19 protein-coding genes are annotated in these 22,961 nt (G+C 72.6%); 11 read left to right on the forward strand and 8 right to left on the reverse strand.

Annotated features, from left to right (window positions below; genetic code table 11):
* Positions 1–30: 30 nt before the first annotated feature.
* The 6 genes from LPU61_RS05190 to LPU61_RS05215 are packed head-to-tail and all read right to left on the reverse strand — an operon-like array spanning position 31 to position 6,241.
* Entirely contained in the window at positions 31–996 is a 966-nt protein-coding gene (locus tag LPU61_RS05190; RefSeq protein ID WP_229404279.1) for a class I mannose-6-phosphate isomerase, read from the reverse strand.
* Complete coding sequence (locus tag LPU61_RS05195; protein WP_229404280.1) at positions 993–2,198, reverse strand: ADP-dependent glucokinase/phosphofructokinase; 1,206 nt, start codon at positions 2,196–2,198, stop codon at positions 993–995. The genes LPU61_RS05190 and LPU61_RS05195 overlap by 4 nt, the downstream gene beginning before the upstream one ends.
* 1 nt (position 2,199) lies before the next feature.
* A complete protein-coding gene (locus tag LPU61_RS05200) occupies positions 2,200–3,063 on the reverse strand; it encodes a ketose-bisphosphate aldolase (protein WP_043962661.1) in 864 nt (287 codons plus the stop codon).
* A 32-nt stretch (positions 3,064–3,095) separates the two neighbouring features.
* Complete coding sequence (locus tag LPU61_RS05205; RefSeq protein ID WP_229404281.1) at positions 3,096–3,938, reverse strand: carbohydrate ABC transporter permease; 843 nt, start codon at positions 3,936–3,938, stop codon at positions 3,096–3,098.
* 1 nt (position 3,939) lies between these two features.
* On the reverse strand, positions 3,940–4,896 hold the full coding sequence (locus LPU61_RS05210; protein ID WP_229404282.1) for a carbohydrate ABC transporter permease: 957 nt from the start codon (positions 4,894–4,896) through the stop codon (positions 3,940–3,942).
* A gap of 55 nt (positions 4,897–4,951) precedes the next feature.
* Positions 4,952–6,241, reverse strand: coding sequence for a sugar ABC transporter substrate-binding protein (locus tag LPU61_RS05215; RefSeq protein ID WP_043962663.1), 1,290 nt, complete (start codon positions 6,239–6,241; stop codon positions 4,952–4,954).
* 294 nt (positions 6,242–6,535) lie between these two features.
* Between LPU61_RS05215 and LPU61_RS05220 the strand changes: the two genes are divergently transcribed.
* A complete protein-coding gene (locus LPU61_RS05220; RefSeq protein WP_043962664.1) occupies positions 6,536–7,375 on the forward strand; it encodes a DeoR/GlpR family DNA-binding transcription regulator in 840 nt (279 codons plus the stop codon).
* On the opposite strand, the gene LPU61_RS05225 is transcribed toward LPU61_RS05220, so the two are convergent.
* Positions 7,372–8,289 (reverse strand): aldo/keto reductase, encoded by a 918-nt coding sequence (locus tag LPU61_RS05225; protein WP_229404283.1) that lies wholly within the window; start codon positions 8,287–8,289, stop codon positions 7,372–7,374. The two genes, LPU61_RS05220 and LPU61_RS05225, sit on opposite strands and share 4 nt — an antisense overlap.
* 8 nt (positions 8,290–8,297) lie before the next feature.
* Positions 8,298–9,221 carry an oxidoreductase gene (locus LPU61_RS05230; RefSeq protein WP_043962666.1) on the reverse strand — a complete coding sequence of 308 codons (924 nt, stop codon included), beginning with the start codon at positions 9,219–9,221 and terminating at the stop codon, positions 8,298–8,300.
* Between the two features lie 87 nt (positions 9,222–9,308).
* On the opposite strand from LPU61_RS05230, the gene LPU61_RS05235 reads away from it, so the two are divergent.
* The 10 genes from LPU61_RS05235 to LPU61_RS05280 all read left to right on the forward strand — a co-directional run bounded on the left by LPU61_RS05235 (position 9,309) and on the right by LPU61_RS05280 (position 22,521).
* A complete protein-coding gene (locus LPU61_RS05235) occupies positions 9,309–9,914 on the forward strand; it encodes a TetR/AcrR family transcriptional regulator (RefSeq protein ID WP_043962667.1) in 606 nt (201 codons plus the stop codon).
* An 89-nt stretch (positions 9,915–10,003) separates the two neighbouring features.
* The gene (locus tag LPU61_RS05240; protein WP_043962668.1) at positions 10,004–11,536 is read left to right on the forward strand and encodes a hypothetical protein; all 1,533 of its coding nucleotides are present in this window, start codon (positions 10,004–10,006) and stop codon (positions 11,534–11,536) included.
* Between the two features lie 74 nt (positions 11,537–11,610).
* Positions 11,611–12,990, forward strand: a complete 1,380-nt coding sequence (locus tag LPU61_RS05245; protein WP_229404284.1) for an AAA family ATPase — start codon at positions 11,611–11,613, stop codon at positions 12,988–12,990.
* Positions 12,987–14,339 (forward strand): hypothetical protein, encoded by a 1,353-nt coding sequence (locus tag LPU61_RS05250; RefSeq protein WP_229404285.1) that lies wholly within the window; start codon positions 12,987–12,989, stop codon positions 14,337–14,339. Before LPU61_RS05245 ends, LPU61_RS05250 begins: the two co-directional genes overlap by 4 nt.
* A gap of 7 nt (positions 14,340–14,346) precedes the next feature.
* Entirely contained in the window at positions 14,347–15,117 is a 771-nt protein-coding gene (locus LPU61_RS05255) for a DUF4184 family protein (protein ID WP_229404286.1), read from the forward strand.
* Between the two features lie 94 nt (positions 15,118–15,211).
* Positions 15,212–17,218: an ATP-binding protein gene (locus tag LPU61_RS05260; RefSeq protein WP_229404287.1), complete on the forward strand. Its 2,007-nt coding sequence runs from the start codon at positions 15,212–15,214 to the stop codon at positions 17,216–17,218.
* 102 nt (positions 17,219–17,320) lie between these two features.
* Complete coding sequence (locus LPU61_RS05265) at positions 17,321–18,688, forward strand: MFS transporter (RefSeq protein ID WP_229404288.1); 1,368 nt, start codon at positions 17,321–17,323, stop codon at positions 18,686–18,688.
* A complete protein-coding gene (locus tag LPU61_RS05270) occupies positions 18,685–20,034 on the forward strand; it encodes a carotenoid oxygenase family protein (RefSeq protein WP_229404289.1) in 1,350 nt (449 codons plus the stop codon). Before LPU61_RS05265 ends, LPU61_RS05270 begins: the two co-directional genes overlap by 4 nt.
* A gap of 11 nt (positions 20,035–20,045) precedes the next feature.
* On the forward strand, positions 20,046–20,492 hold the full coding sequence (locus LPU61_RS05275) for an SRPBCC family protein (protein WP_229404290.1): 447 nt from the start codon (positions 20,046–20,048) through the stop codon (positions 20,490–20,492).
* 97 nt (positions 20,493–20,589) lie between these two features.
* Entirely contained in the window at positions 20,590–22,521 is a 1,932-nt protein-coding gene (locus LPU61_RS05280; RefSeq protein WP_229404291.1) for a multicopper oxidase domain-containing protein, read from the forward strand.
* The last annotated feature ends 440 nt before the right edge of the window (positions 22,522–22,961 follow it).

Here is a 22,961-nt window from a genome sequence, read left to right on the forward strand (position 1 = left end):
AGGGGAGCCCGGTGGGGCCGGCAAGCGGGTTCAGGCGCCGCCGTGGCCGGCGGGTGCCGCCAGGCGGATCGCCTCGACCGCGCCGTCGAGCCGCAGCGGCCCGGCGGCGTACGGGACCAGCAGCGTGTCCCCCCGGCGCACCGGCACATCGTCGCGTTCGCCAATGAGCCGCCCCGCGCCCGCCACCACGACCAGGACGGCGAAGCCCTGCGCCAGGCGGTCGCCGCCGCGCACCCGGTGGGCGGCGAAGAACTCGTCGGCGGCCTCGGGCAGCAGCCGCGCCCCGTCGCCCCGCAGCCCGGCGAGGCGCGCAGGCGTCCACGCGCCCCGGTCGACGCAGTCCAGGGCCAGGTCGTAGCCGAGGCCGAGGTGCCCCTCGGTCAGGCCGAAGCCCTCGTATTCCAGCAGCACCGAGTAGTCGGTCGGCTCCTGGACCTCGACCAGCAGGATGCCGTCGCCGATCGCGTGCGGCAGCCCGGCCGGGCAGAGGATCGCGTCGCCGGCCGCGACCGGGATCCGGTTGGTGGCGGCGAGCATCCGGTCGACCCGCTGGCCGGCGACCCAGCCGGCCAGCTCGTCGGCGGCGACGTCGCGGGCGAAACCCAGGTGGACGTACGCGTCGGGGCGCGCGGAGACGATCACCCACGCCTCGGTCTTCCCGTACGGGGAGGCGAGGTGCGCGGTGGCGAACCGGCGGTCGGGGTGCACGTGCAGCGGCAGCCGCTGGCCGGCGTCGAGCAGCTTCACCAGCACGCCGGTGTCGGTGCGCTGCGGGCCGAGCCACCAGCGCGGGTCGGCGGCGACGGCGTCGGCGAGCACCCGCCCGTCGGGCAGGGTGGACAGCCCGGCCGGGGCGAGCCCGAACCGGCTGGTCACCGAGCCCACCCAGTCCTCGGGGCGGTCGGGCAGCGCGGGCGCGTCGCGGAACCGCGCGATCCGGCCGGCGCCCCGGTAGAACGTCTCGGGCTGGTTGGCGGGCAGCGCCTCGATGGTCATCGTTCCTCCTGGCGGACGAGCGCGGCGAGGAAGCCGCCGACGAAGGTGTCGCCCAGGCCGATGGTGGTGGGGCTGGCGACGTCGAGGGCGAACCCGGGGACGCAGTGGACCCGGTCGCCGAGCCGCTCGTGCAGCGCGGCGGCGAAGGCGACGGACTCGGGCCGGCGGGGCTGGCGGCGCAGCCGGTCGACGTCGGCGTCGGTGAAGTCGTCGCCGTGGGCGTAGCGGGTCGCGGCCAGCAGGGTGCCGGTGTCGAGGGCATCGGCGTAGCGCCGGGCGTTCGTGCCGAAGGCAGCCGCCCAGTACTTCGTGTGCAGCACCAGCGTCGGCGCGGGGACGAGGGCGTACACGGCGGTGAGCGCGTCGGCGACCTGGTCGGCCGAGAGCAGGTCCACCGACCGCCCGAGGTAGGACTGCAGCTCGTCCTCGTTGAGCCCGTACACGTCGATCGCGTCGAGCAGCGCGTCGCGGACCCGGCGGCTGAAGCCGGGCTCGTGGTAGGCGGCGTCCTCGAAGTAGGTCACCGCCGCAGGCGGCAGCCGCCGCATGTGGGCGCGCAGCTCGGCGAGCCGCCGGTCGAGTTCGGCCGCGTCGCGCATGGCGTTGAAGCCGGAGATCAGGAAGACGTCGGCGTGGCCGAGCCGGTCGCCGAGGTCGCCGGTGAGCAGCAGCGCGCTGTTGGCCGGGTCGTTGACGTAGATCAGCCGGTTGGGGAACGGCGCGGTGACGTCGATGTCGCCGGCCCGGATCCGCAGGCCCTGGTGGTATTGGACGATCAGGTGGGGATGGTAGGTGTCCGCGACGCCGCTGGAGACGTACGCGGTGCCGGCCGGCAGCAGCCGCCGGACGGTGTCGTTGACGCTGACCAGGTGCAGCGTCGACGGCACGCCCAGCCGGCTGAGCAGGATCCCGGCCCGCACGGAGGTGCCGCCCAGGGTCGTGCGGTGCGGGAACCGGCCGGCGAAGGTCTCCAGGGCCGGGGCGGCGGCGACGAAGTGCTCGCCGCCCCGGCCCCGGGCCACGTAGCCGAGGATGGACACCACGAGGTCCCGCTCGCCGTGCACCGCGCTGGGCGGTGCCGCCAGTTCGGCGGCGGCGATGCCGTAGTCGGTGACCAACCGCTCCAGGACGTCGGCGGTGAGCGTCAACTCCTGGTCGACGCAGCCGCCGAGGCCGAGGACCACCCGGGAGGCGTCGGCCATGTCAGTAGAGCGCGCCCTTGCCGGTGGCGCCGAACAGGTCGATCTTGTGCGCGGCGACCTCCTTCATGGCGTCGAGGCAGGCGGGCTGGATGGCGTTGGGCTCGCGCACCTTCGAGTCGCTGCCCAGCACCTCGCGCATCTTGTCGTGGTAGGCGACCTTGATGTCCGTCGAGATGTTGATCTTGTTGATGCCGATCCGGGCGGCCTCGCGGATCTCGTCGTCCGGGTTGCCGGAGCCGCCGTGCAGCACCAGCGGGATCCCCACCCGGCTCTTGATCTCCTTGAGCAGGTCGAGCTTCAGCTCCGGCTTGAGGTGCGCCGGGTAGAAGCCGTGGAAGGTGCCGATCGCGATGGCGAGGCTGTCCACGCCCGTGGTCTTCACGAAGGTGACCGCGTCGTCCGGGTCGGTGTAGATGATCTCGGCCGCGCCGGCCTCGGCGTAGCTGTCGTTGCCGCCGATCGTGCCCAGCTCGCCCTCCACCGACACGCCCAGGACGTGCGCGGAGTCGGTGACCTTCTTGGTGATGGCGAGGTTCTCGTCGAACGGCTTCAGCGAGCCGTCGATCATCACGGACGTGAAGCCGTACTGGAACGCCTGGAGCATCTGCTCGTAGGTCGCGCCGTGGTCCCAGTGGATCGCGATCGGGACGGTCGAGCTGTGCGCGCGCTCGATGATGCCGGTGATCATCTCGCGGCCGATGTGCCGCACCTCGTCCGGGTGGATCCCGACGATCAGGGGAGCGTTCTTCTCCTCGCTGATCTCCACGATGCCCCGGAACATGGCCCAGTCGCTGATGTTGAACGCGGGCACGGCGAAGCTGTGCTCGTTGGCGACGTCCAGGATCGCCTTGCCGGTCGTCAGCATGTCGGTGTTACTCCTTAGTGCAGAGGGTGTGGTCAGGCCTTCACGGCACCGGCGGTGAGCCCGCCGATGAAGCGCCGCTGGAAGAGGAGGAAGAGCACGAGGACCGGGATGGAGCCGAGGATGCTCATCGCCATCATCTGGTTCCACTCGTACGAGTGCTGGCCCATGAGCAGCTGGATGCCGATGGGCACCGTGCGCATGTCGTTGGTGCGGGTCAGCGTCAGCGCGAACAGGTACTCGTTCCACGAGATCATGAACGTGTAGACCCCGACCGCGATGAGGCCGGGCACCGAGATCGGCACGAGGATGCGCCACAGCGCCGTCCAGCCGGTGCCGCCGTCGACCTTGACCGACTCGTCCAGCTCCTTGGGCAGGGTGTTCAGGTACGCGGTGGTCATGATGATCGCGTACGGCAGGGTGAACACCATGTGGGTGAGGATCAGCCCGGCGTAGGTGTTGTAGAGGCCGAGCGCGACGACGAGCCCGAAGTAGGGGATGACCAGCGTGATCGGCGGCACCGCCTGGACGCTGACGATCACGGCGTTGATGGTCCGCTGGAACGGGAACGTGAAGCGGCTGAACGCGAACCCCGCCAGGACGGCCACCAGCAGCGTCAGGACGGTCACCGCACCCGCGACGATGTAGCTGTTGAGGAAGAACCGCAGCTGCTCGCCGTTGCCCAGGATCTCCCGGTACGCGTCGAACGAGAAGCCCTCGGTGATCAACTGCGGCGGGTTTCCGAAGACCTCCCCGTTGCTCTTGAACGAGGTGGAGAGCATCCACAGCACCGGCAGGGCGGCGAACAGCCCGCCGAGGACGAGCCCCGTGACGACGCCGGCCTTCGCGAGGGTGTGCCGCCGCTTGACGCCTGCCATCTCACCGCTCCCTTTGCTGCTGGCGTACGTAGAAGAAGGCCAGGACCATCGTCAGCAGCAGCACGATCACGGCGGCGGCCGAGGCGCTCGCGAACTCGTACTCGCTGAAGGCCTGCTTGTAGGTGTAGGTGCTGAGCATCTCGGTGGTGTTCAGCGGCCCGCCGCCGGTCATCATCCAGATCAGCGCGAACTGCTGGGAGGTCCAGATCAGGTCGAGCACCGCCATGCTGACGATCACCGGCCGCAGCTGCGGCAGCGTCACGTTGAGGAACCGCCGCAGCGGGCCGGCCCCGTCCACGGCGGCGGCCTCGTACAGGTCGGCGGAGATGCCCTGCAACGCGGCGAGCAGGCTGATCATGAAGAACGGGTAGCCGGACCAGATGTTGGCGAACGTGACCGCCCAGAGCGCCGTGCTCGGGTCGCCGAGCCAGTTCACGCCCTCCTGCACGAGGCCGAGCGTCTGCAGCACGTAGTTGACCACGCCGGCCGGGTCGAGCAGCAGCCGCCAGATGACGGCGATCACCGCGATCGTGAACAGCCAGGGCAGGATGTAGACGATCCGGAAGATCGCCTTGGTGACCCCGCTCAGCAACTGCGTGTTGAGCATCATCGCGAAGGCGAGGCCGAGGACCAGGTGGGCGACGGTGCTGACCGAGATGAAGACGGCGGTGTTCTTCAGCGCGGCCAGGAAGTCCAGGTCGGTGAGCACCTTGGCGTAGTTGGCGAACCCGACGAACACCGGGTTCTCCTGGACGATCACGTTGTCCCGGAACGAGTAGCCGACCACCATGACGATGGGGACGATCATCAGGACCACGACCAGCACGATCGTGGGGGACAGGTAGGCGTACGGGATCAGGCGCCGGGCCGGGTTGGCGCGGGCCCGGCCGGGGGTGGCCCGCTCGGCCGGCGGCGCGCCCTGCGGCGCGGTCACGGGCTCGACGTGCGCGGATGTCATCGCTGTCTCCTTGGTCGGGCGCCGCGCCGGTGGACCGGCGCGGCGCCCGGGTGGACTAACCGATCACCGAGGTCCAGGACTCCTGCGACTTGCTCAGGGCGTCGTCGACGCTCTGCTTGCCGGTCAGCACGAGCTGGAGCTGCTCGTCGAAGCTGCGCATGAGGTCCTCGGCCTTGGGCAGGCCGACGAACTCGTTGGCCGGGTAGCCCTGCTTGTAGATGTCGAAGGCCGACTTGAACAGCGGGTCGCTGTTGCTGAAGTCGGGCTCGGCGTTCTTGTTGCCGGGGAAGCCGTTGGCGATGGTGCTCAGCTTCGCGTTGGTCTCCTGGCTCATCAGGTAGGAGACGAACTTGAACGCCTCGGCCTTGTGCTTGGTGGAGTTGGAGATGCCGATGCCCCACGACGCGTACGGGATGCCGCGCTTGCCGGTGTAGCCGTCCTCGGCCGGCAGGGCCGCCACCTCGAAGTTCAGGTCCGGCTTGTTCTTCTTGATCAGGTTGATGTGCGCGAGTGAGTCGATCATCATGCCGACCTGGCCGTTGGTGAACTTCTCGACCTTGTCCTGCTCCTTCATGGTGAGGGAGCCGGGGGCGATGACGCCGGCGTCGTTGAGGCTCTTGACGAACTCGACGGTGCTCTTGACCTGGGGGCTGGTCAGGTTCGGCTTGCCGTCGGTCAGCATGCTGCCGCCCGAGGCCCACAGCCAGGACATGACGTCGTTCTGGATGCCGTTGGGCACGGCGGTGTCGAGCGGGAGCGCCCAGCCCTTGACGTTGTCGCCGGTGGCGCTGATCTTCTTCGCCGCGTCGAGGAACTCGCTGCGCGTGGCGGGCACGTCCGCGACGCCGGCCTTGGTCAACAGGTCCTTGTTGACGAAGAGCGGGTAGACGAAGTTGACGACCGGGATCATGTAGGTCTTGCCGTCGAGCTGGATCTGGCTGGCGAGCTGGCTGGAGTCGTAGTTCGCGTCCGTCATCAGCTTGGACATGTCGGCGATCGCGCCCTGCTTGGCGAAGTCGTTGACCCAGGCCCCGTCGAGGCCGACCACGTCGGGCAGCGTCTTGGACGCCGCGGCGGTGACGAGCTGCTGCTTGGTGGAGGCGTACGGCGCGCTGAGCAGCTTGATCTTGATGTTCGGGTTCTGCGCCGTGAAGTCGTTGATGATCTTGTCAAAGTCCCCGGCCGGGAGTTCGGCACCCCACCACTGGGCGAACTCCAGCGTGACGGTGCCGTCCGCGGCGGCGTCCCCCGAGTCGCCCGAGCCGCACGCCGCGACGGTGGCGACCGTTGCAGCCACCGTCACCGCCCCTATCAGTCGCTTCAGCCGGGTAGCGCGAGTCGTCATGGCGGGCTCCTTCTATATCTAGATCTTTCTGTTCTGTGCTGTGTTGGCGGCCACGTTAGCAGCGTGTTACGGATGGAGACAAGAGAAGAACAGCAGAAAACTGCGGAGTGCGGCATAGTGCGGCGCTGCAAGGTCGACTGGCTGCCCTGCGGGTCCGCGAAGAACCTGCCTGCATGCAGGTGGAGACCGCTTCGACTGCTCTGCGGAGGCGGGCTGCTCCCTGCTGTTCTGTGCGGCGATGCGCGTGGGTGGGCCGCATTTGTGGCATACTGCCGCACTGATGGAGGGAGATCAGTGACCGAGGACAGGGACGAACGGCAGCGCCACCTGCCCGCCGGACGCAAGGCCCAGCTTGCCGCGTACGTCGCCGACGCCGGCCAGGTCACGGTGGGCGAGCTGGCGGAGCGCTTCGGCGTCTCCATCGACACCGTGCGGCGCGACCTGGACCAGCTCAGCGCCGAGGGTGTCCTCGTGCGCACGTACGGCGGCGCCGTCAGCCTCGCCACGGTCTCCCGCACCGACCGGGCCGTCGACCAGCGGCTCACCTTCCAGGAACGCGAGAAGGAGAAGATCGCGACGCTGGCCGCGGGGCTGGTCCAGGACGGCTCGACCATCATGATCAACGGCGGGACGACCACGCTCGCGCTCGCCCGCAACCTGCGCCAGCACCGCGACCTCACGGTGGCGACGAACAACCTGCTGGTGCCCGGCGCGCTGCCGGCCACGGCCGTCCGCGACATCTACATCTTCGGCGGCGCGGTGCGCTCGCTCACCCTGGCCACGGTCGGCCCGGTCAGCTTCCGCGCCAACACCGGCGCCGAGCTGGACGTCAGCTGCGACCTGGCGCTGATCGGCGTCGGCGCGGTCGACGCCGACGCCGGCTACACGACGAGCAACCTCGCCGAGGCCGCGATGATGCAGGAGATGCTCTCCCGCGCGACCCGGGTGGCGATCCTCGCCGACTCGTCCAAGTTCGGCCGCCGGCTGTTCGCCCAGGTGTCGGAGCTGGGCGTCGCCGACTACCTGGTCACCGACCGGATGCCGGCACCCGAGATGCGGGACGCCCTGGAGGCGAACGAGGTGGAACTGGTCGTCCCGGCGAACCCGCCCCGACCGCGCGAGGCCAAAGGCTAGGCCCAGGGCAGCCGCGACCGGTCGGCCCAGTACCGGGCGGCGGGCACGGCCAGGCCCGCCCACCGGTCGGGGTCGCCGGTGCACTCCTGCGCCCGCAGGTTCGAGGCCAACTGGTCGCCGGTCGCGGCTCCGGAGAGCACGACGGTCGCCCACGGCTGGCGCAGCGCCGCCGCGAGCGCGGCGGCGTCGCCGGGCGCGTGCTCGCCCACGGCGAGCCGGCCGTTGGCCAGCGCCTCCTTCACGACGACCAGGCAGCCGGCCCCGTGCGCCTCGGCCAGCGCCGGGCCGGCGCTGGGCTCCAGGAGATTCCAGGTCGCCTGCACGCTGCGGAACAGCGGCCGACCGTCGACCCGGACGCCGAGCGCCGCCCGGATCGTCTCGGCCTGCGCCGGGCCGCTGGTCGACAGCCCGACCACCGTGCCCTGCGCGGCGAGGTCGGCGAGCCGCCGGTGCAGGTCCGCGTCGCGCAGGGCGGGGCTGTCCGGGGTGACCGAGTGGATCTGGTAGAGGTCGAGGCGGTCGCCGAGCAGCGCCCGCGTCTCGCCGAGCTGCCGGGTGAACGTGGCGACGCCGTGGTCCTTGGTCTCGTGCACCTCGGCGTCGACCCGCCACCCGGCCGTGTAGGTGTAGCCCCACTTGCTGCCGACGACGACGTCGTCCGCGTCCGGCCGGGCGCGCAGCCACTGGGCCAGGAACTCCTCGGCCCGGCCGTAGGAGCGGGCGACGTCGACGTAGCGGATGCCGGCCGCGTACGCCTGGTCGAGCAGTTCGTGGGCGCGGGCCCGCATCGCCTCGACGGAGCGCTCGGCCGGCAGGTCGGCGGCCCGGCCCAGGTTGATGTAGCCCGGTCGGCCGACGGCCGCCAGCCCCAGCCCGATGCGCGGGGCCCCGGCCAGCCGCTCGACGATGTCCATGATCCCATCTAACACCCCGGCGCGACGTCCACTCCGGTGAGCTGCGCGGAGCGGGCCCACAGCCGCGCCGCGAGGTCGGGATCGGTGGCCGCCCCGGCGAGCGTCTCGAACGTCGGCCGGGCCGGGCGTGGCGGCCGACCCGGTCCGATGTGCCGGCCGGTGGGCGCCGCAGGCTCGGTGGCGGCGTAGAGGATCGGCGTCACGGCCTCGTCGACCGGCCGGCTCAGGAACAGCCTCAGCAGCGCTCCGACCGCGCGGATCAGGGGCGGCGAGTCGCGGTCCAGGTCGGTCCTGGCCACGCCGGGATGGGCGAGCAGGCTGCGCACCGGGGAGTCGGCGGCGCGCAGGCGGCGGTCGAGTTCCAGGGCGAAGAGCACGTTGGCGAGCTTGGAGGTGGCGTACGCGCCGCTCCGGGAGTAGCGGCGCTCGGCGGCGAGATCGTCGAGGTCGAGGCGGCCCAGCCGGTAGAGGCCGGAGGCGACGGTGACCACGACCGGGTCGCGTCCCTCGGCCAGCCGGTCGAGGAGCAGGCCGGTGAGCGCGAAGTGTCCCAGGTGGTTGGTCGCGAGTTGGCTCTCCACCCCCTGCGGGCTCAGCCGTCGGGGCACGTTGCCGATGCCGCCGTTGTTGACGAGCGCGTCGACGGTGACCCGCTCGGCGCGCAGGCCGTCGGCGAACCGGCGCGCGGTGTCGAGGTCGAGCAGGTCCAGGTGGCGGACGTCGAGGTCCGCCTTCGGGTGCTCGGCGCGCAGTCGGTCGCGTACGCGATCGCCCTTGCCGGTGTCGCGGACCGCCATGATCACGCGGGCCCCGCGTGCCGCGAGGTGGCGGGTGATCGCGACTCCGAGGCCACTGCTGGCGCCGGTGACGACGATCGTGCGGCCGGTCTGGTCGCGCAGGTCGGCGATGTTCCAGGTGGCGGCGTGAGCCATGGACCCCTCCCGGGAGTTAAGTGGATTACGTATCCGATTCAAGGCTACCCGAAGCGGATTGTCAATCCGGTTCGGTAGGCTGGCGGGGTGACCACGCCACGTCGTGCCGACGCCGCCCGCAACCGCGACCGGGTGCTGGCGACCGCCCGACTCGCGGTGGCCTCGGGCGACCTGTCCCTGCAGCACAACGACCTCGCCCGCCGGGCCGGGACCGGCGTCGGCACCGTCTACCGGCACTTCCCGACCCGCCGCGCCCTGCTGGAGGCCCTCGCCGAGGACACCTTCACCGCGCTGCTCGACGACGCCCGGTCCGCGAGGCACCACGACGACCCGGGGACCGGCGTCGAGATCCTCCTGCGGGCGCTCCTGACGCGCCAGCTGGCCGACCCGGCGTTCGCCGAGGTGATCGCCGGGGAACCGGAGCAGGACGCCGACCCCGGCACCACCGCCCGCCGCGCCGAACTCGGTGAGCTGGCCCGGGCCGTGCTCGACGACGCCCGACGGGCCGGCACGCTGCGCCCCGACCTCACCGAGGACGACCTGCGTCATCTCCTCTGTGGCGTGGCCTTCGCCGTGCGCATCGGCGACGGGCCCGACGAGCGGGCCGACCGCTACCTGCGGGTCCTCCTCGACGGCCTCCGGCCGACGCCGGGCAACCCGGTTGACCGGCGGCGACAGCGTCACCTGCGCTGATCCCGCAGCGCGGTACGGGTCACCACGGCGGCGGAATCCGTGAGAGCCTTTCCGCACCCCCGTCCGCCCTCCCGACCGGAGGCACCGCCATGCACCCGCACCCCGCCCGTCGCTGGCTCGCCGGGCTGGCCGTGGCCGGCGCGCTCGTCGCGACCCCCACCGGCGCCGCCGTCGCCGCCGCACCGGCCGACGAGGTGACGCTCTACGCCAACGACGTGACCGTCGCCCCCGGCGGCCCGCAGAAGTGGGTCTCGCTGCGCGCGCTGCCCGATCGGGCCTTCGGCACGTACACGGTGCGGGTGGACCGCAGCGCGGTCGCCGCGTTCGCCGAGGTCGCCGAGGACGACCGGGGCTCCTGCACGACGGCGGGCGACGTCATCACCTGCTCGATCACCGACGACGGCGAGGATTCGAGCCTGGTCAGCCTGGCGGTGACGGCGCGGGCGGGCGCGGAGCCGGGCCGGCAGGGCACCCTGGCGTTCACGGTGACCGCGCCCGGCGTGGGCACGGCGACCTACGAGTCCACCGTCAGCACGGGCGAGGGGGTCGACCTCGTCGCCGACCGGCAGCTCGCGCTCGACGGCCGGCCCGGTGCCCGGGTCGACGTCCCGCTGGCGGTGACGAACCGGGGCACCAAGGCCGTGCGCGGCGCGGTGCTGTACCTCTCCGGCTCCTACGGGTTCACCCCGGGGAAGCGCTACAGCAACTGCGAGTACGCCGACCCGACCCTCGACGACAGCAGCTTCGCCTGCACCTTCGACGACGAACTGGCTCCCGGCGAGACGGTCCGGGTGGACCCGACGTTCGGCGGGACGATCCCGGCCGACGCCTGGGCCCCGAACCTGCACTACAGCTTCGCCGTGTGGTTCACCCCGGCCGACTGGGCGGAGTTCCGGGCCCAGCACGGGCCGGCCGAGCCGTTCGGCCGCAAGGGCACCGACGCGGCCCTGAAGCTGGTGCCGGCCAGCGGCGCGCAGGCCCGCGCGGCCGGTCAGACCGACACCAACGCGGTGGACAACGAGACCCGGGTCACGCTGACCGTCGCCGGTGACCAGCGCGGCGACGCCGCCGCGCAGGGCGCCACGGTCACCGGCGCGGTCGGTGCCACCGTGCCGATGACCGTCGGCTACCGCAACAACGGCCCGGCGCGCGTCGGGCCCAACGGCCAGCGAGGGCTCAACATCGCCACCATCGTGACGCTGCCCGAGGGCGTCACCGCCGTGACGGTGTCGAAGTCCTGCGTGGACCCGGACGAGGACGAGTGGCAGCCCGGCAAGCCCGGCGCGCGGGTCTACGAGTGCTCCGCCCGGGGCACGATCGGCGAGGGCGAGCGGGTGACGTTCGAGTTCGCGCTGCGCATCGACCGGGCCGGCAGCCGGACCGGCACGGTGAAGCTGCACACCTTCGACGGCGACGGCCCGGTCAAGGACCTCGACCCGACCAACGACACGGCGCAGATCACGGTGAAGCAGGCCGGCGGCACCGGGGGCGGCGACGAAGGGTCGCTGCCGATCACCGGTCTGCCCACCGGCCTGATCGCTGGCCTCGGCGGGCTGCTGGTCGCCGCCGGCGCGGGCGGCTACCTGCTGGCCCGCCGTCGCCGCACCCGCTTCGTCGCCTGAACCGGCACGCACCGCGGCGTCGCCGTCGATGCCCGCCGGTCGTCGCCACGCCCAGGGCAACGATCCGTGCGAATATGGACGACGTGAAGCCGAAGTGGTGGCAGGTGTTCGCCGCCGGGGTCACGGTGACGCTGCTGGGTCTCTGCGCGATCGCGGTCGGCACCGTCGGGCTGGGGGCCGCCGACCAGCTCGCCAGCGTCGGATCGTTCGCTCTCACCGGGGTCGGCACGCTGGTCACCGTCGCAAGCCTGGTGCAGGCGGTCCGGCAACAGCGGCAGCGGCCCGTCGCGGTGGAGCCCGCCGAGCCGCCGCCCCCCGCACCGCCGTCCGGGGTGGCTCCGCTGGCCGCCGACCTCGCCCGGCTCCGCGACGTCACCAACGTCGACCACGAGAGACTCTTCGGCGTCGACGAGGCGATCGACAGGCTCGGCGAGAGCCTGCGCAACCCGGGCGGCGCTTCGATCATCTCCATCTTCGGCGGCGCCGGCGTGGGAAAGACCGCGCTCGCGTACGAGCTGGTCAGGCGGCACGCGGAGGAAGCCGGCTTCCGCCGCGTCGCGAGCGTCTCGGCGAAGTTCAGCCACATCGACCGGGTCGGCCATCTGGAGCGTGACGCCGAGCGCGAGAACGTCGACTGGCATGCCCTGCTGGTCGAGCTGGCCCAGCAGCTCGCGCCGGGCTCGGACTTCAACGACACTCTCATCGAACAGCAGCTTCCGCAGGCCATGCCCGCCGAGCCGTGCCTGATCGTCGTGGACAACCTCGAAACCAGGGAGGCCGAGGTCGCGGTCCGGTACCTCGCCGGTTCGGGCATCCTCGACCCGCACAAGGTCGTCATCACCACCCGGGAGGCGGTGGCGGGCACCGGCGTCGGCCGCCTGCGCGAGCTGACCTGGGACGGGCCCGACCACGCCGCCGCTTCGGCCTACGCGCGCTACCTCGTGGCCGACGACAGCCTGCTCGACCCGCGCAAGAGCGACCTCGACGACGTGGTCCGGGCCGCCGAGCGCACGCCGCTGTTGATTCAGATCATCATCAACCAGGCCAGGGTCGAGCGGTTGCCCATCCGCGACGTCATCGGCCGGCTGCGCGACGTCAGCGGCAACCTGGGCAGGGCGGTGTGGACGTACTGCTACGTCAACTCGCTCAACGTGCTGGAACAGAAGCTCCGCGATCCGGGCCTGCCGGAGGAGAGCGCCCGCGAACAGGCGGCCGACACCGTCGCCAACCTCATGGCGGTCTTCTGCTTCCGGCCGGCCGGCAGCAGCATCGCGTCGGAGGACTTCTTCGAGCTGAGCCAGATCGGGGACCGGGAGGTATTCCTCCGCGCCCGTGCGATGGCGTGCCGGCTCGCGCTGGTGAAGTCGCTGAGGAACAACGAACGGTTCACGGTCCACTCGCTGCTACGGGAGTTCTACTGTGCGCAGCGGGGGCCCTGTGGTCCGGCCTCGTGAGCGCCCCCGGGTTCGACGCCGCGCAGTGGCGGGCGAGGATCGACGCCCGCGCCAACAGCCGCGAGCGGTGGACGGCCAACATCCAGGGCCTGACCCGGAAAGTGCGGCAGCGGAGGGCCTCGCAGCTCCAGCGGGACTTCACCGACTACGTGTTCAACGTCAACGAGTTGGCCGCTCGGCCCGCCCTCGTCGACGCGGACACGCTCGCCGCCTACTTCACGGAGTTCGGCCGCCTCGCCGCCAACCTCGGCGAGCCGGCCAACGACCGGCAGGTCGCCGACGGGCTGGAGCGGGCCATCGCCGTGCAGCGGGAGAACGGCGGTGACATCGCGGGGCTCTGCCTGGCCAAGGCGGCCTTCCTCGCGCTGCGCGAGACCGACAGCGCCGAGCGGCTCGACGCGATCCTGACCGCGATCGACGTGTCCCCGACCGGCTCGGACGCCTGGGCGACGGCGATCGTCGCGCTCGCGGCCTACCAGATCGAGGTGAGTCGCTACGACGACGCGATCGGCACGGTGGCGCGACTGCGCACCGCGATGCCCGCCGAGCGCTACGAGCGGAAGTTCCGGTGCGCGTCGTTGGTGTACGAGGGGATGGCCCGGTTCACCTCGTTCCGGGACATCGACCGGGCCCGCGAGGTGCTCACCGAGGCGTGTGCGTACCGGGAACAGGCGGACGACCTCGCGATCGCGCGGTGGGTCGCCACCGCGTACCACTATCTCGCGCGGATCGCCGAGGTCGACCGGCAGTTCCAGACCGCGATCGACCTCTACCTGTTGGGCAAGCAGTTCCAGGACCGCTGCCCGGAGGAGGTCGAAGCGGACGCGTTCATCCAGCTCAGGATCGCCGAGCCGCTCATCGCGGCCGGCATCCGGAAGCTGGCGAGGGACCACCTGGACGAGGCGCGGCGGCTGGCCCTGGCCGGCTCGAACGTCAGCTCGGCCCGGCTGCAGGTGGAGCTCGGGTTCGCGACGCTGCGGGCTGCCGACGGCGACATGCGCGAGGCGGAACTCCTAGCCGTGGAGGCGCTGCGGATGGCGCGACGCGTCGCCTTCTGGCGCGGGGAACTGCTCTGTCTCGGGTACCTTCTGGTGCTGGGCATCCGCCGCCGACGCCCGGACAAGATCCTCGCCGTCGGGTTCCGCATCCTGGGGACCGCCTTCTTCGGCGAGTTGCGCCGCAACGGCCTGTTGAAGTTGCTGACCCGGATCCCCGTCGTGGTGCCGATCGCGGTGCGCCGGATGTCGCGACGCCCGACGGCGGAGGGTGAACCCGCCGTCCGGTGCGACTGTCCCCTCCACGACCGCAGCCCCACCGGCGGCCGCCGGTCGACCCACGTGACCGGGTGACCGCCGGATGCCCTTCACCGGTTCCCACCCGGCCGCCGTGCTGCCGTTCGCCCGGTCGGCGATGCCCCTGTCCGCGCTCGCCATCGGCAGCATGGCACCCGATCTTCCTCTGTACGCGCCGATGCCGTACACCACGCGGCTGAGTCACCACCTCGTCGGCGTCGTCACCGTCGACGTGCTGGCCGGTCTCGTGGGGTACGTCGTCTGGATCGCGCTGTTGCGACCGCTCGTCGTGGCGTACGCGCCGCCGGCCGTCGGCCGCCGAATCGGCCCGTCCTCGGCGGCGGGACCCGGCTGGGTGGTCGCCGGGCTGGGAGTCGGCGCGCTCACGCACGTCCTGTGGGACGGCTTCACGCACGGCGGCGGGTGGGGCACCCGGCTGGTCCCCGCGTTGGACGAGCGGATCGGCGCACTTCCCGCCCACGAGTGGGCCCAGTACGCCAGCAGCCTCGTCGGGGCGGCGGCGATCTGCTGGTGGGCGGCCCGTCGGTGGCGGACGGCCACCGAGGTCGGTGATCCGCAGCGACCGGCGGCCGAACGGCTCGTGCCGAGCCGCCCGCTCGCCGCCGCCCTGGTCTCGGTCGGCGTCCTCGCGGGTGCCGCCCTCGGATTCCGGCACGGCGTCGCCCAGCCGGACCCGGTCCGCAGCGTGCTCTTCCACGTGGCGGTTCGCGGCACCGACGTCGGCCTCGTGATCACGCTGTGCATCGCCCTGATCCACCGCCGCGCCGCTCGGCGTCACCCGGCCGGGAGCGACCGGCATCGTCCGACGTCCTGATCATGGGCCGGTGTGGTGTAGATCGTATAAGTGCAGCGTGACGGTGGGTCCACGGATGACGGATCCGCAACATGGGCTGCCTACCATCGTGGCCATGACTCTGGCGGACAGGCTGCGGTGGGCGCGCGAGCGCGCCTTCGTCGGCCGGGTGCAGGAGCTGGCGACGTTCCGGGCCGCGCTGCGCGGCGAGCCGGGCGCGCCGATCCTGATCTACGTGTACGGGCCGGGTGGGGTCGGCAAGTCCACGCTGCTGCGGCGGTTCGCCGACGAGGGGCGCGACGCCGGCCGGCCGGTGACGGAGATCAACGGCCGGCTCATCGACCCCTCGCCGACGGGCTTCACGGCCGAGGTCAGGGAGCCGTTCGGCCCCGGTTCGGTGCTCGTCGTCGACGCGTTCGAGCACTGTCAAGGGCTGGACGAGTGGCTGCGGGAGACGTTCCTGCCGTCACTGCCGGGCGACGCGCTCGTGGTCGTCGCCGGCCGTGAGCCACCCCACACGTCGTGGCAGCTCGACCTGGCCTGGCAGCAGGCCATGGTGGCCTGCCCGCTCGGGGAACTGACGCGGGACGAGGCGAGCAGCCTGCTGGAGCTTCGCGGGCTCGCCCCGGACGTCCGGGACCGGGTGCTCGACTTCGCCGGCGGGCACCCGCTCGCGCTGAACCTCGCCGCGTCCGTGTCGACCGCGGTGGGCGGCACCGTCTGGCGGCCGACGCCCGACGTGTTCGCCGCCCTGATCGGCCACCTGGTCGGCGACGTGCCGGGGCCGGTGCACCGGCTCGCCCTGGAGGTCGCCGCCCACGCCATGACCACCACCGAGGGGCTGCTGCGTGCCGTCGTGGGCCAGGAGCGGGCGGGGGAGATGTTCGACTGGCTGCGCCGGCTGCCGGTCGCCGACTGGGGACGGCAGGGCCTCTACCTGCACGACCTGGTCAGCGACACGATCGACGCCGACCTGCGCTGGCGGGACCCCGAGGGCTATGCGGAGATGCACCGGCGAGTGGGCCACCACCTGCTCGACCAGGCGCGCACGGCCGCCGAGCCCGATGCGATGGTGGCCATCCGGGAGCTGAGCTACCTCAAGCGGTACGGCCCGGTGGGCGCGTACTTCCAGATGCGCCGGGAGGGCGACTTCCACGAGGACGTGCTGCGTCCCGGCGACGAGGCGGCCGTCGTGGCGATGGCCGACGACACCGAGGGGCCGGAGTCGGCGGCGATCGTGCGGCACTGGCTGCGGCGACAGCCGGAGGCGTTCCGGGTCTACCGGGAGTCCGCCACCGGGTCGCCGGTCGGCTTTCTGACCTCGCTGCGGCTCACCGAGCGGCCCTCCGGAGACCCGGTCGCCGAGGCGGCCTGGGACCATGCCGAGCAGACCAGCCCGCTGCTGCCGGGCGAGCACGTGCGGCTGAGCCGCTACTGCCTGTACCCGCCGGAGTACTACCAGGTCTCGACCGTGCTGCACCTGATGCAGCTGCGGATCTGCGCCGACTGGATCCGGCAGCCCGGCGTCGCCTGGTCGTTCATCATCAGCCCTTACCCGGAGGCGTGGGCGCCGCTGATGGAACACCTCGGGCACCACCGCACGGTCGAGGTGGGAAAGTTCAGCCTGTTCTCCTGCGACTGGCGGACCACCCCGCTGTCCGTCTGGTTCGACCGGACCCAGCCGGGCCCGCTGTTCGCCGACAGCGCGGGACCGGCCAACAGCGGACCCGTCACCCTGCCCCGCGCGGAGTTCGACCAGGCCGTACGGGAGGCGCTGCGCAACTGGCACCGCCCCGACGTCCTGGCCGCGAACCCGCTGCGCCACTCGCGGATGGTCGCGGCGGCCCCGGCCCCCGCCGACGATCCCACCGACGCCCTGCGCGAGCTGATCACCGGGGCGGTCGACGCGCTGCGTGACGACCCACGGGAGGCCAAGCTGCACTCCGTGCTGGCCACCACCTTCTTCCGCCGGGTGCCGAACCAGGCCGCCGCCGCCGAGCGGCTCGGGCTGCCGTTCAGCACCTACCGCCGGCACCTCGACCGGGGCCAGCAGCGGCTCTGCGAGCTGCTCTGGCGGCGGGAGGGCGCCGAGCAGGCTGAGCAGAAGGTGAGCACCCGATGAGCTGGTAGGTGAGCGGCGTTCCCCGCGAGGGTGGGCCTCGCACCGGGATCTCCGGTGCGGCCCGCCGGAGGGTCCCCCTCCGGCCCGGACCGGGGAGGGCTCGTGCGGAGTCCATGGCGCGCACTGACCGTCGTCGCCACCGCCCAGTTCCTGGTGGTGCTGACCACCTCGATCGTCAACGTGGCGTTGCCCGCGATCGGCAGCGGGCTCGCGCTGTCGCCGACCGGCCTGTCGTGGGTCGTCAACGCCTACGTGCTGGCCTTCGGGTCGCTGCTGCTGCTCGGCGGGCGGCTCGGTGACGTACTCGGCCGCCGTCGGGTCTTCCTCGCGGGCACCGCAGTGTTCGCGGTCGGCTCGGTGTCGGCCGGCTTCGCCGGGTCGTCCTGGCTGCTCGTCGCGGCGCGCGGGGCGCAGGGGGTCGGTGCGGCGCTGCTGGCGCCGACCGCCCTCGGGATCGTCCTGACGCTGTTCCCGCCGGGGCAGCACCGGGCGCGGGCCCTCGGGATCTGGGGCGCGGTCTCCGGGATCGGTGGCGCGGCCGGGGTGCTGCTCAGCGGCCTGCTCACCGGCCTGTTCGGCTGGCGGTCGGTCTTCCTCGCCGCCGTGCCGGTCGCCGCTGCGATCCTCGTCGCGACCTGGCTGGTCGTCCCCGCCGACCGGCCCGGCGGCGGCCGGATCGACACGGCCGGCGCCGCGCTGGTCACCGGCGGGCTCGTCGGTGTCACCGTCGGGCTCTCCGGCGGTGGGCGGCTCTGGCTGTTCGGCGGGGCGCTGCTGCTGTGCGCCTTCGCCGCGGTGCAGCGGCGCGTCGCGCAGCCGCTGCTGAGGCCCGGCATCCTGCGCGCCGGCCAGGTGGCCACGGCCAACGTGCTGATGGCCCTGCTCGGGGCGGCCTGGCTCGGGGTCTTCTTCTTCCTGCCCCTCTACCAGCAGCGCGTTCTGGGCTACTCGCCGGTCGAGGCGGGGCTGACCCAGCTGCCGCTCGCACTCGCGATCGTCGCCGGCTCCGCGCTGACCCCGGCGGCGACCCGACGACTCGGCCCCCGGGTCGCGCTTCCCGCCGCGCTCGCGCTGCTCGCCGCCGGGCTGCTCTGGCTCGCCCGTACTCCGGCCGACGGGTCGTTCCTGACGGCGTTGGCCGGGCCGTCCCTGCTCATTGGGACCGGCCTGGGCGTCGCGTTCGTCGTGCTCACCGAGCTGTCCGCCGCCGGCGTCCCGCCCGCCGACGCCGGCCTTGCCGGTGGCCTCGTCAACACCACCCGGCAGGTCGGCGGCGCCCTCGGCCTGGCCGTGCTCACCCAGCTCGTCGGCGGCGACCGGGGCTACGGCCCGGCGTTCGTCGGGGCGGCCGTCGTCGTCGCCCTCGCCGCCGTCCTGGCCGTGGCCCTGCGCCCCACACCGACCAACACCGGGCCCGCCCCGACCACCACCGAACCCGCACCGACGACCGTTGGAAAGGAAAACCCGTGACCGAGATCGCCAAGCCCTACCTCAGCGGGCACTACACGCCCGTCACCGACGAGATCACCGCGACCGGCCTGGCCGTGCGGGGCGCCATCCCGCCGGAGCTGGACGGCCGCTACATCCGCAACGGGCACAACCCGAAGCCCGGCGTCGTGCCGACGCACTGGTTCCGGGGCAGCGGCATGCTGCACGGCGTGCGGCTGCGCGACGGCCGCGCCGAGTGGTACCGCAATCGTTGGGTGCACACTACGGCCTTCGACGACGACGCCCCGCTGTTCCGCGCCGACGGGTCGATGGACCTGGCGGCCAGCGCCGCCGCCACCCACCTGATCGAGTTCGGCGGGCGGCTGCTGGCCCTCCAGGAGGTCAACCTGCCGTGGCAGGTCACCCCCGAGCTGGACACCGTGGGCGTGTTCGACTTCCACGGCGGGCTCAAGACCCCGATGACGGCGCACACCAAGGAAGACCCGATCACCGGTGAGCTGCACTTCCTGTGCTACTCGCCGTTCCCGCCGCACCTGGTCTACTACACGGCCTCCCCGGCCGGGCACATCACCCGCAGCGAGGTCGTCGAGGGCGCGGGCCCGTCGCTCATGCACGACTTCGCCATCACCACCGATCACGTGATCTTCTTCGACCTGCCGGTGGTGTTCAACCCCGCGGAGCGCTCCGGCATCCCGTACCGGTGGAGCGACGACTACCCGCCCCGCATCGGCGTCATGCCGCGCACCGGGCCGGCGGTCGTGCAGTGGTTCGACGTCGCGCCCAGCGCGCTGCTGCACAGCACGAACGCGTACGTCGACGCCGACGGCCGGATCGTGCTCGACGGCCCCCGGTACGACCGGACGTCGTGGGAGTCGACCTGGAAGTGGTGGGTCGGCGCGCCCGGCTACGGCACCACGCCGGGCACCGGCATGACCGCGTACCGGTGGGTGCTCGACCCGGCGACCGGCAAGGCGTCCGAGGAGATCACCGACGACCTGGTCACCGAGTTCCCCACCATCGACAACCGCCTCGTCGGGCTGCCCCACCGGCACTCGTACGCGCTGGCGTTCCCCGGCAGCGGGCGGTCCGACTGGGCGGTGGTGAAGTACGACCACCAGACCGGACAGCGGCGCGTCGCCGAGCTGGGGCGCGACCGGCTGCCCGGTGAGGCCTGCTTCGTGCCGGCCGAGGGCGGCACCGCCGACGACCACGGTTACCTGCTCAGCGTCGTCAGCGACCTCGGCTCCAACTCCTCGGAACTGCTCATCCTCGACGCCGGTGACCTCACCACCGTCGCCGCCGTCGAACTGCCCCGTCGGGTGCCGGCCGGCATCCACGGTTCCTGGATCCCCACCTCCGACCTCTGAGGACGAAGAAGATGATCACGAGTATCGACGAGAACGCCGCCGTCGTCGTCCGCCGCGAGATCCGCGTCGACGCGCCGATCGAGCGGGTCTGGCAGCTGCACACGGACGTCAACGGCTGGACCCACTGGCAGGGCGACATCGACACGGCCCACGCCGACGGCCCGCTGGCGCCCGGCTCCGAGTTCCGCTGGAGCACCGCCGGGCTGTCCATCGTCTCGACGGTCCACGCCGTGGACGCGCCGCACCGCATCCTCTGGGGCGGACCGGCGCACGGCATCACCGGCGTACACGAGTGGACCTTCACGCCCGACGGCGACGGCACCGTCGTGCGGACGGCGGAGTCGTGGGACGGCGAGCCGGTCCGCGCCGACCGCGACAACCTGCGCGACGCGCTCGACGCCTCGCTCGCCTCCTGGCTCGACCAGCTCCGCAAGGCCGCCGAGAGCACCAGCTCCTGAGCACCACGCCGGTCACGGGTGCGGCGGCGGCCCCGCCGGTCGTCGCCGTACCCGTGACCGGGTGCCATCCGTCATCCACCGCGACCCGGGAGATTCCGTGGACGAGCCACTGTTCATCACCGACCTGCTGCTCGCGGCCTTCGCCACGGCCAGCGCCGCCGTGCTCGGCGTGCGCGCCGCGCGGCCCGCCGCCCTGGGCTGGCCGCTGCGGCTGACCGTGGCGCTGCTCGCCGGCCGCCTCGTCGTCGCGGCCCTGCTGTGGCGCGAGGGCTGGGAGCTGGTCGGCCACCGGTTGACCCTCGGCCTGCCGGTCGCCGTGCTGCCCGTGGCGGCCACGGTCCTGGCCGTCGCCCGCAACCGTCCGGCCGGGACCGTCGGCCAGGTCGCCGCCGTCGGCGTGTTCGTCTCCGCGTACCTGGCCTGGGTGCCGCAGGACCCGGCGGCCTGGCCGGTGACGGCGCTGGTCGCGGCGGCCCTGCTCGGCGTCGTCGCGCTGCTCGCGGTGGGGCTGCGCCGGTGGCGGGCCGGCGGATCCCGCGCGGCGCGGCTGCCGTGGCAGAGCGCCCTCGTCGTCCTCGCCCTGGCCGCCTCGCTCGGCGGCCTTCAGCAGCAGAACGCGGCCGTCGCGGGCGACGTCGCGGCAGCGCCGGAGGACTGGGGCGGTGGCCCGCGGACCGTCGCGCACCACGGGGTCGACGTCGCCTCGCTCACCGGCCCTGAGGGGGACACCCCCGCCGCCCGCTTCACCCTGGTCGCCGCCCACCGCACGATCCGGCTCGCCTCCGGACGGCAGGTCGACGCGCTGACCTTCAACGGGACGTCGCCCGGACCCACGCTCCGCGTCCGGCAGGGCGAACTCGTCGAGGTGACCCTGGTCAACACCGATGTGACGGAGGGCGTGACCGTGCACTGGCACGGCGTCGACGTGCCCAACGCCGAGGACGGTGTGCCGGGCCTCACCCAGGACGCGGTGCCGCCCGGCGGCCGGCACGTCTACCGGTTCGTGCCCGACCGGGCCGGCACGTTCTGGTACCACACCCACCGCGACTCGCAGCGGACCGTCGCCCGTGGCCTGTTCGGCGCGTTCCTGGTCGACCCGCCCGCCGCGACCTCGGCCGGCGACGAGTCGGGCAGCGGCGGCGACCGCACCTACGACACCACGCTCTTCACCCATCAGTGGCTCACCGGCGACGGCACGGTCGCCGCGTTCAACGACGCCGACGCGCCCACCCGCCAGGCGGTGGCCGCCGGCCGGGAGGTCCTCCTGCGGCTGGTCAACAGCTCGGAGGACCCCCAGCGTGTCCAGGTGGGCGGCGTGTCGTTCCGGGTGCGGGCGATCGACGGGAACCCGGTGCACGAGCCCGGTCCGCTGCCGGGCGGGACCGAGCTGCTGCTGGCCGCCGGGGGCCGCTACGACGTGGGCCTCACCATGCCCGCGGGCACCGTCACGGTGAGCATGCCGGCCGGCGAGGGCGACGGCGGCGGGGTGTCGCTCGCGCTGAGCCCCTCCGGGCAGGACGCCGCGCAGGCCCCGGGCGAGGGGGAGCGGTTCGATCCGGCGGCGTACGGCACCCCGGACGACACCGCGCCGCCGCTCGCCGACCGGAGCTTCGACCTGGTCATCGACACCGGGTTCGGGTTCGCCGACGGCGGGTTGACGTTCGCCAACACCGTCGACGGCCGCATGCACCCCGCCGTGCCGACCCTGATGGTGGCCCTCGGCGACAGCGTCCGGGTGCGGATCGTCAACCGGGGCATCTTCGACCACCCGATGCACCTGCACGGGCACCGGGTGCGGGTGGTGCAGCGCGACGGGTCGCCGGTCACCGGCAGTCCATGGTGGACGGACACGCTCAACGTCGCCCCGGGCGAGTCCTACGAGGTCGCCTTCACCGCCGACAATCCCGGGATCTGGATGGACCACTGTCACAACTTCACCCACGCCGCCGAGGGCATGGTGTGGCACCTGGCGTACGCGGGAGTCACCAGCGCCCGGCAGGGAACCCATGGCAAGCATGGATCCGAGTGAAGCGAAGCCGTCGTCGCGGTGGGTCGGCATGGTGGGGCGTGCCCTTCGCCCCGCATCGAAAGTAAGCCGTTAACGTTCACACGGCAAGAGTCGGTTCTTGCGGATGATTCCCGGGCCACGGGACCGCCGTCGCGCCGTCCGCTCCTGGTGAGGACACCGGAGGGGGCGGCGCTCGGCTGCGCCGGAAGGTGCGGAGACCGCTCTTCGCCCTCATTGACACCAGGCGATGTGAACGTTAACTTCCTCTTTGGCGCAGCGGCCCAGTCACGTCCGCTGCCGCCGATCCGGCTGGTCAGCGGCCCCCGGCGTCCGGGCCGCCGGCCACGCCGGTGCCGGCCGCCGGGCCCCCATCGGGCCGCGGTCATCCACCGCCCCTCGGAGTCCGGGTCCCGACAGGCGGCGTACGGGCCCACCCCGTCCGGGCCCGATCCCCTGCACTT

The organism is Micromonospora sp. NBRC 110038 (genome assembly GCF_020884815.1).
GTDB lineage: Bacteria > Actinomycetota > Actinomycetes > Mycobacteriales > Micromonosporaceae > Micromonospora > Micromonospora haikouensis.